The organism is Rahnella sp. CJA17(1/100) (genome assembly GCF_963881615.1).
Taxonomy (GTDB): Bacteria; Pseudomonadota; Gammaproteobacteria; order Enterobacterales; family Enterobacteriaceae; genus Rahnella; species Rahnella aceris.
Map to the genome: position 1 here is coordinate 41,685 of NZ_CAWOJA010000018.1, position 7,561 is coordinate 49,245.

7 protein-coding genes are annotated in these 7,561 nt (G+C 51.9%); 4 read left to right on the forward strand and 3 right to left on the reverse strand.

Translation table 11 applies throughout. The annotated features are described in order from the left end of the window. Positions 1–3: 3 nt before the first annotated feature. Both AACU55_RS10760 and nadE read right to left on the reverse strand, forming a co-directional pair. Positions 4–1,200 carry a multidrug effflux MFS transporter gene (locus AACU55_RS10760; protein WP_134707009.1) on the reverse strand — a complete coding sequence of 399 codons (1,197 nt, stop codon included), beginning with the start codon at positions 1,198–1,200 and terminating at the stop codon, positions 4–6. Positions 1,201–1,350: 150 nt separating this feature from the next. Beyond that, complete coding sequence (nadE, locus tag AACU55_RS10765; protein WP_013575344.1) at positions 1,351–2,181, reverse strand: ammonia-dependent NAD(+) synthetase; 831 nt, start codon at positions 2,179–2,181, stop codon at positions 1,351–1,353. Positions 2,182–2,648: 467 nt separating this feature from the next. On the opposite strand from nadE, the gene AACU55_RS10770 reads away from it, so the two are divergent. From AACU55_RS10770 to AACU55_RS10780, 3 genes are all read left to right on the forward strand, one after another. Beyond that, the gene (locus AACU55_RS10770; RefSeq protein ID WP_013575345.1) at positions 2,649–3,413 is read left to right on the forward strand and encodes a DUF481 domain-containing protein; all 765 of its coding nucleotides are present in this window, start codon (positions 2,649–2,651) and stop codon (positions 3,411–3,413) included. Between the two features lie 407 nt (positions 3,414–3,820). Beyond that, on the forward strand, positions 3,821–5,521 hold the full coding sequence (locus AACU55_RS10775; RefSeq protein ID WP_167686177.1) for a ShlB/FhaC/HecB family hemolysin secretion/activation protein: 1,701 nt from the start codon (positions 3,821–3,823) through the stop codon (positions 5,519–5,521). After that, a complete protein-coding gene (locus AACU55_RS10780; RefSeq protein WP_013575348.1) occupies positions 5,521–5,955 on the forward strand; it encodes a hypothetical protein in 435 nt (144 codons plus the stop codon). Before AACU55_RS10775 ends, AACU55_RS10780 begins: the two co-directional genes overlap by 1 nt. On the opposite strand, the gene AACU55_RS10785 is transcribed toward AACU55_RS10780, so the two are convergent. Next, the gene (locus AACU55_RS10785; protein ID WP_013575349.1) at positions 5,946–6,494 is read right to left on the reverse strand and encodes an RNA 2'-phosphotransferase; all 549 of its coding nucleotides are present in this window, start codon (positions 6,492–6,494) and stop codon (positions 5,946–5,948) included. The two genes, AACU55_RS10780 and AACU55_RS10785, sit on opposite strands and share 10 nt — an antisense overlap. Positions 6,495–6,741: 247 nt before the next feature. Here AACU55_RS10785 and AACU55_RS10790 point away from each other — a divergent pair. Beyond that, positions 6,742–7,561, forward strand: an 820-nt coding sequence (locus tag AACU55_RS10790) for a hemagglutinin repeat-containing protein (protein ID WP_205960160.1), incomplete at its 3' end; no start/stop codon positions are given.

The following is a 7,561-nucleotide window of genomic DNA, read 5'->3' on the forward strand; positions in this document are numbered from 1 at the left end:
GTATTACTGTCCCAGGCGGGTCAGCTGGCCCGTCGATTTTTTGCTGGCGCGTCGAGCCAGCATCGCCAGACATCCTCCTGCCAGCATCACCAGCGACAGACTCAGCTTAGGCTGTAACGGTAATGCCATCGCGATAAAACCAAGTAGTGCACCGCCCGCCATTTGCACCGAACCTGCCAGTGCCGAAGCCACGCCTGCTTCACCGGAGAACGGTTCCAGCGCATAACTGGTGGCCGGGCCCATCAGGAAAGCCAGACCGGCACAGGCGCTGGCGACTGGCACCATATACAGCCAGGTTGCTGTTTGTTCCGCAGGCGGAACCAGCGTGATCCCAGCGATTAGCCCGAGGCAGCCAATAAACATCAGGATGCCGCCTGTTTTCAGACATATCGGACGCCCCACTTTACGGATAATCCGGTTGGCGATAAAGCTCATCCCCATGATCCAGAATCCGTTTGCGCCGAATACCAGTGAAAACTGCAGTGGCGTCAGCCCGGCAGTGTTCATCAAAACGGTCGGCGCCAGCGAGACATAGGTCAGCGCCATACCCATTGCACCTGCATTCACCAGAGCAAAAGTAATGAAACGCGCATTGAATAAAATGCGGGCGTACTGACGGAATGGCAGGCCGGTGTTGGTCTGCGTATCAGCAGGGCGAGTCTCAGGCAGTTTGAATATAACCAGCAGTAAGACTGCCAGTGTATAACCGGTTAATGCCCAGAACGGCGCACGCCAGCCATAATATTGCGCGATCAGGCCGCCGATCAGCGGTGCCAGTGCCGGAATGATATTCAGCGTGCCATTGAGGAAACCATACGCACGGGCGGCATCGTTGCCACTCATCCGGTCGCGTACGCCGCTGAAAATCACCACGGAAGTGCAGCACACTGCCAGTCCCTGAATGACGCGGGATAATAAAAACATCCACGGTGTTACGGAGGTCGCAGCAACTATCGCCCCTGCCAGATACACCATGACGCCGATAATGGCGATCGGGCGACGACCAAATTTATCCACCAGCGGACCGGCCACCAGTTGTCCCAGCCCCATCACCAGAATAAATAAGGAAATCGAGGACTGAATGACCGCCTCGGTGCTCTGTAAACCGAGCGCGATGGCGGGAATGGCGGGCAGGTACAAATCAATACCTAAAGGGCCAAGCAGCACCATGCTCAGCAGCAGGAAAAGGAATTTTTGCATTGAAAACATCACTGTCAGTCATCCGAAAGGACGCTAAGGGTAATGATTTCGTTAATGAATGGAAAGAAGCTTGTGATAATCAGAGCGGCGGGCGCTGTGAATAAAAACGGACACCCGCAGGTGCCCGTGATCTAAGCGGTGACGAAAGACTTATTTTTTCTTCCAGAAATCATCAAACACCGTGACCGGCGGCTGACGTTTATGTTCAGTGCGCAGGTACCAGCCCTCAATGATGGTGGCATATTTATCGTCGATTTTCTTGCCTTCCAGATAGTCGTCGATCAGTTCGTAAGTCACGCCGAGCGCAGCTTCATCTGGCAAGGCAGGGCGGTTGTCTTCAAGGTCAGCGGTCGGGGCTTTCGTATAGAGATGTTCCGGGCAACCCAATTCTTTGAGCAGGGCTTTTCCCTGACGCTTGTTCAGACGGAAAATCGGGTTAATGTCCGTGCCGCCATCACCGTATTTAGTGAAGAAACCGGTCACGGCTTCGGCAGCATGATCAGTCCCGACCACCACGCCTTTTTTCATCCCGGCGATGCTGTACTGCGCTTTCATGCGCTCGCGGGCCTTTTCGTTGCCTTTAATGAAATCGCTCAGTTCAATACCGATTTCACGTAAGGTCGCTTCGCTTGCCAGGACGGCATTCTTGATATTAACGGTCAGAACCTGATCTGGCTGGATGAACGCAATGGCATCCTGGCAGTCCGATTCATCAGCTTGCACGCCATATGGCAAGCGCACCGCAATGAACTGGTAAGCGCTATCATTTGTTTGTGCGCGTAATTCGCTAATTGCTGTTTGGCAAAGTTTGCCGGTAAGAGTAGAATCTTGCCCGCCGCTGATACCCAGAACCAGTGTCTTGATGAACGGGTGGGCCAGCAGATAACTTTTGAGAAAATCGACGCTGACACGAACTTCCTGTGCGGCATCGATGTGGGGTTTGACGTGCAGAGCCTGAATAATCTCTTGTTGTAAAGCCATGACCACTCCTCCTGAAGGCTGCCTTCGAGGAACCCGAGGCAAAAATAAGACGTTATCAGGACAAAACTACCCCGCATCGCTCAAAAGGACAAGATTCAGCGACGAGTTAGGCGGAAATCTGTACGCTGCCGGCTCGCAATATTTCGAACCAAAGTGGCCGGAAGACGTAAAGTGTGGCGCGTAATGAACCATTTCCATTCCTCATTGAAATAAGAAATCAATGCAAGAAAGGGTAATGATTTTGTATGTTTCTATTGCCGGAAATATATGTCACTCGGAACTATCCAAAAAAGCCGCTTTATTAAGATATTCCGGGCTGAGTGCGTTATATTTGTTGCGGTAGAAATATTTGTATGCATATGCCATCGAAATGGAGTTGCCAGGCTTGATTAACGGATCCTAATTAATGGCATAAATCGTGTGGTTCCAGTCTCGTTATTTGCCTTAAGTCTTATTGGGGAAACAAAATGTTTTTTCGGGTTGTACGTCGTTTACCAGCTTGTGCCGTAGTCTGCGGTGCAGCGCTGTTCAGTATTTCAAGCCTTGCAGACACCACCATCTTCACCGCGTTAGATGATCCGGCTCAGGCGAAAAAGCCGTTCGAGGGCAATATTCAGGCGGGTTACAGTGCGCAAACCGGTAACACCAGCAACTCCACGCTGAATGCTGATACCACCATGACCTGGTTTGATACCAACACGGCTAACAGCCTGTGGGGTTCTGCGCGTAACACCTCTTCTTCCGGTGTGCGTTCATCCGAGAAGTATCAGGCCGGTGCCCGTACGCGTTATAACCTTGACAACGCGAACTATATTTTCGGTCAGGGGAGCTGGCTGAGCGACCGTTATAACGGTTACCGTTCGCGGACTGTGGGCGCTGTCGGTTATGGTCGTCAGATCTGGAGCGGCCCGGTTCATACGCTGAACCTGGAAGCAGGTCCTGGTGTTCGTCATGATGAATTCGAACAGGGCGGTAACACCACCCGTGCGCTGGCTTACGCTTCAGGCACTTACGGTTACCAGATCAGCGACACTGCGCGCTTCACGCAGGGTGTTTCTGTATTAGCGAACGACGAAACTACGCTGAACTCAGAAACCGCGCTGACCGTTGCGATCAACTCCCACTTCTCGTTGAAAGTGGCGTATGACGTAACCTATAACACCAAACCACCAGCCAGTGCGCCGGATAAAACCGACACCGTGACGTCTGTAAACCTGGTGTACGGTCTGTAATTTCCCCCGGGAAATTATGCAGAAAAGCCGGAGGAGAAATCCTCTGGCTTTTTTATGGGTTATTTTTACCAGCATCTTGCACTGAATTTTAAATAAGCGGATGGCTATTAAGCCTCTCAATTATATTCCCTGTATCCTGCTTGTAAGCCAGAAGAAAATATCCCTGCAGGCCACAAACGGCGCAGGCAGGGGCAACAGGATGAATACCCCTATAAACCATGATTTCTTATGTTTCGCGCTATGCTTCTTGCAGAATTTTTTTTATAAACTTAAAAAAAACCTAAAGTAAATCTTATCCCTGCCGATAGAAACCGAATGTTTAATCTTAAATCAATGCCATAGCCACTTCTGATGCTGTGTTTTTGAGGCGTACAGGAAAGCGGTTCAGGCCATAGAAAACACCGGATATGGAAATCATAAGCTTTCTTACACCATTAGCCCGCACTGTTTCGGCGTGCGCGTGTCTTTCCCTGCGGTGGCGAGTTTCCTGCCTGCTGGTACTTACCGGAATATTTTCCCTCACTGCGCAGGCCGCGCCGCTCAGCCCCGCCGACCGCGGCAGTATCGAACAACAGCAGCGGCAACTTCTGCAGCAGAACCAGCAGCAGCGTCAGGAACTGGAGCGCAGCACGTCAGTCGCCCCCGCACCGCAAACCCCAGCGCAACCCGGCGGCCCGTGCTTTGATATTCACGACATTACCCTCAGCGGCGCAGACCATATGCCCGCGCGAATACAGCAAAAACTGACCCAACCCTATCTGCAACAGTGCCTCGGCATTGGCCAGATTAATGCCCTGGTGAAACAGGTCTCCGACTGGTATATCGGCCAGGGCTATATCACCAGCCGCGCGTTTCTCACTGAACAGGATTTGTCTTCCGGCGCGCTCAGTCTGACGGTGATGGAAGGCAAGCTGGAAGCCATCAAAATGGAAAACCAGCGCGGCGCAATGCTGGCGATGGCGTTTCCGTGGCTGACCGGCAAAATTCTTAACCTGCGCGATATCGAACAGGGGATGGAGCAGATTAACCGGCTGCGCAAAACGCCGGTACAGATTGAAATCCAGCCCGGCAGCCAGCCGGGATACTCCATCGTCAACCTCACCTCAAAGCCTGAGTTTCCCCTGCAGGCCAGCGCCGGTTTTGATAACTCAGGGCAGAAAAGCACCGGCACCGGACAGGTCAGCGGCTCGCTGACCGGCAATAACCTGCTCGGGCTGGCGGATCAGTGGTTTGTCAGTGCGTCACGCAGCAGCGACGGCGCAAGCGACCATGACGCGAAAAGCGTGCAGGCGGGCGTTAATCTGCCTTACGGCTATTCGGTTAGTGATCAAACCGGGGATGCGCTATCCCACTACGGTGTGGGGACGCGTTTAGGTGGCCTGACGCAATTTACCGCCGGGGAACTCCAGGCGGTGGGTGGGGCAGCAATATGCACGACCACCGCGGGTGTAGCTTGCCTGGCAGGCGGTTATCTGGCAGCCTCAGGGATAGATACGGCTAATGCAGGCTTTAACACCTTCCTGTCTGGTGTCAACCAGAAAACCAGCGGTGCGTATTTGCTGGAAGGGTTGGGAGTCTCTCCACAGTACTCGGAAGGGATTTACGGCCTGACGCAGGTGGGCGCGGCGGGGATTGGCGGAGTAGGAAAAGCGACGTCAGTTACTGCCGATGTGGGTGCAAAAGGCGCTGGCAGTGTCACATTCCATGCGGCTGATGATATTCGGTTCTCGCAAAATAGCTTTTCATTCAATAAAACTGACCGAGACACGGGTAAAAATTACACATACGACGATTTGGTACAAAGCATGCGGACTAATGGTTGGAAAGGTGATCCAGTTGACGTCGTTAAAATGCCTGATGGCAAGCTGACTAGCATGGATAACACTCGAATTGCCGCGGCCAGAGAGTCGGGGATCGACGTTAAAGCTAGCGTCCGTGGATTTGATGATCCATTGACGCCAGCTATTCAAGAGGCTAGAGGGTGGCAGAATTTTAATACTTGGGGTGAGGCCATTACTGGTCGTATAAACAAACAGTCAGGGGGGGGTTCTACTTCTAATCCTTACGGTTCAACAGAACCACCACGTATTTCTGGAGGTGCTAAATAATGAAGCCTTTTTTGTACGACCTTCCAATTTTACCCAATAGTTTTGAATTCCCTGTTGATTATTTAGATGTGGTTTTAGCTGATGAGTTTTTAGATATAGAGCCTTGGCGGCTTCTATCGAAAGATATGGCGACATCTCTTTTTTATTACAGCTCGATGCTTTTGAAGTTTTCGGGGGCTGCCCTGGTTCCCTTTGCAATTATTCAAGATGAGTCAGGGCTGTATAATGATGGCTGGGTTGTTCTTGCTTGTTTTGATGGGGGAGGTAAGGATGGCACTACGGGTGTCCGGATTTATGATTATTCAAAACCGAAGTTAAGTCCTTGGGATAATTTGTCTTATTCTGGTTTCTCTGAATGGTTTAGTGCTGCCAAAGAAGAGTCTTCCCGCTATAAAGCCGAGCAAGTCGAAGACAAAGACAATGGCTATTCCTGATATATGAAAAAATTGGGGACATGGTTCGTTAACCATACGCCATTCTCAGCCTGAAAAAAGTTGAATCCCTGTTGGTGCATCCGCAGGGCTTCAACTTTTAGCACCGCAGGCTTTCCATATCGCTGTCCGACAGCTACGGCTGTGGTTATGTCTTGTGATAGATGCACATGGTGACGTGAACCTGCAATCAATCCTTGCTGAAGAATAGATTCAAGAAAGCGTGTTGCAGTGCCATGGTAGAGGAATTCTGGCGGTTTTTTCTCCATATGTTGAAGGTTCACGTCTGGTGTAGAATGTCCCTGAACTGCACGAATACGCTGGCCATCTTCGGAGAGAGTAAAACGTTTCTTATCACTGCTATTTACTACTGTCTGAATTATTGCCTGATCAAGTACGCGGCCTTCTTTCGCCGCGCCGAGAATCAAAGAATTGATATCTGCCCAGCCTTCTACATCAAGTTGCAATCCGATGGTGTCAGGTTTATGACGTAAAATATAACTTAGAAATTTACTTATTTCGTTAAGCATCTTGCTGTCCATGATTGCCCTAATTATGTTTGCCATGGGTGTGATGCCTGAGATATTAGCACACCCAAAACACGTCTCTTCCACGTTTTGTAATGCACACTGAATAGACGTCCCTGCCCATAATTCTGCATAATCCCAACATCCAAATTAAATCTTCAAACTCCGTCAGACGTTGACTTTAAAAAACATCGCTGGCGCACTCAAAATCCTGCTGAACGAATGGTCTTCGAGATCTGCCGGAGACAACGCAGGCAGCGCCGTGACCGCCAAAGGCGACGCCACGCTGGCGGCAGTTAATGACATCAACCTCAACACGATGGACAAGAGCAGCCATCAGACCAGCGGCAAAAATCAGGCTGACAGCAACAACGCCACCCGCACGGTGGTGAGCAGCGGCGGCGACCTGACGCTGAGCGCCGGGCGCGACCTCAACTCGCAGGCGGCGCAACTGACCGCCGATCTCAACGCCTCACTCAGCGCCGGTCGCGACGTCAACCTGAACGCGCAGCAGACCAGCACCTACAGCGAAACCCACGGCAGCAAAAGCGTGAGTATCCGTGAAAATGTCGGGCAGGAAGGGACAGCAGTGGTGAGCAGCGGAAGCACCAGCATTGCCGCCGGGCGTGACATTACGACACTGGCCGCGCAAGTACAGGCCACCGGCGACCTGGCCCTGAACGCCGGTCGCGACGTGAATATCACTACCGCACAGGAAAGCCAGTACAGCTACGACGAAAAAACCAAAACCAAAAAACACCTGTTCTCCGGCACGACCACGCACACCGTTGCAGAGGACTATGCCACCACAGAGAAAGCTTCACAGCTGAGTGGCGACAAGGTGTCAGTTGTTGCCGGACAAGACCTGACGGTGAAAGGCTCGTCCGTGGTCGGTGACGGGGATGTGACGCTGAAAGCGGGGAAAGACCTCAACATCGCGGCGGCGACAGAGGAACAATCCAGTTATCGCCTGAGTGAGACCAAAACCAGCGGCATGTTCAGCGGCGGCGGACTGGGCGTGACGTTCGGCAGCAAATCCTCGCGTCAGCAAATCAATCAGGACGGTACCACCCAGAGCCAGA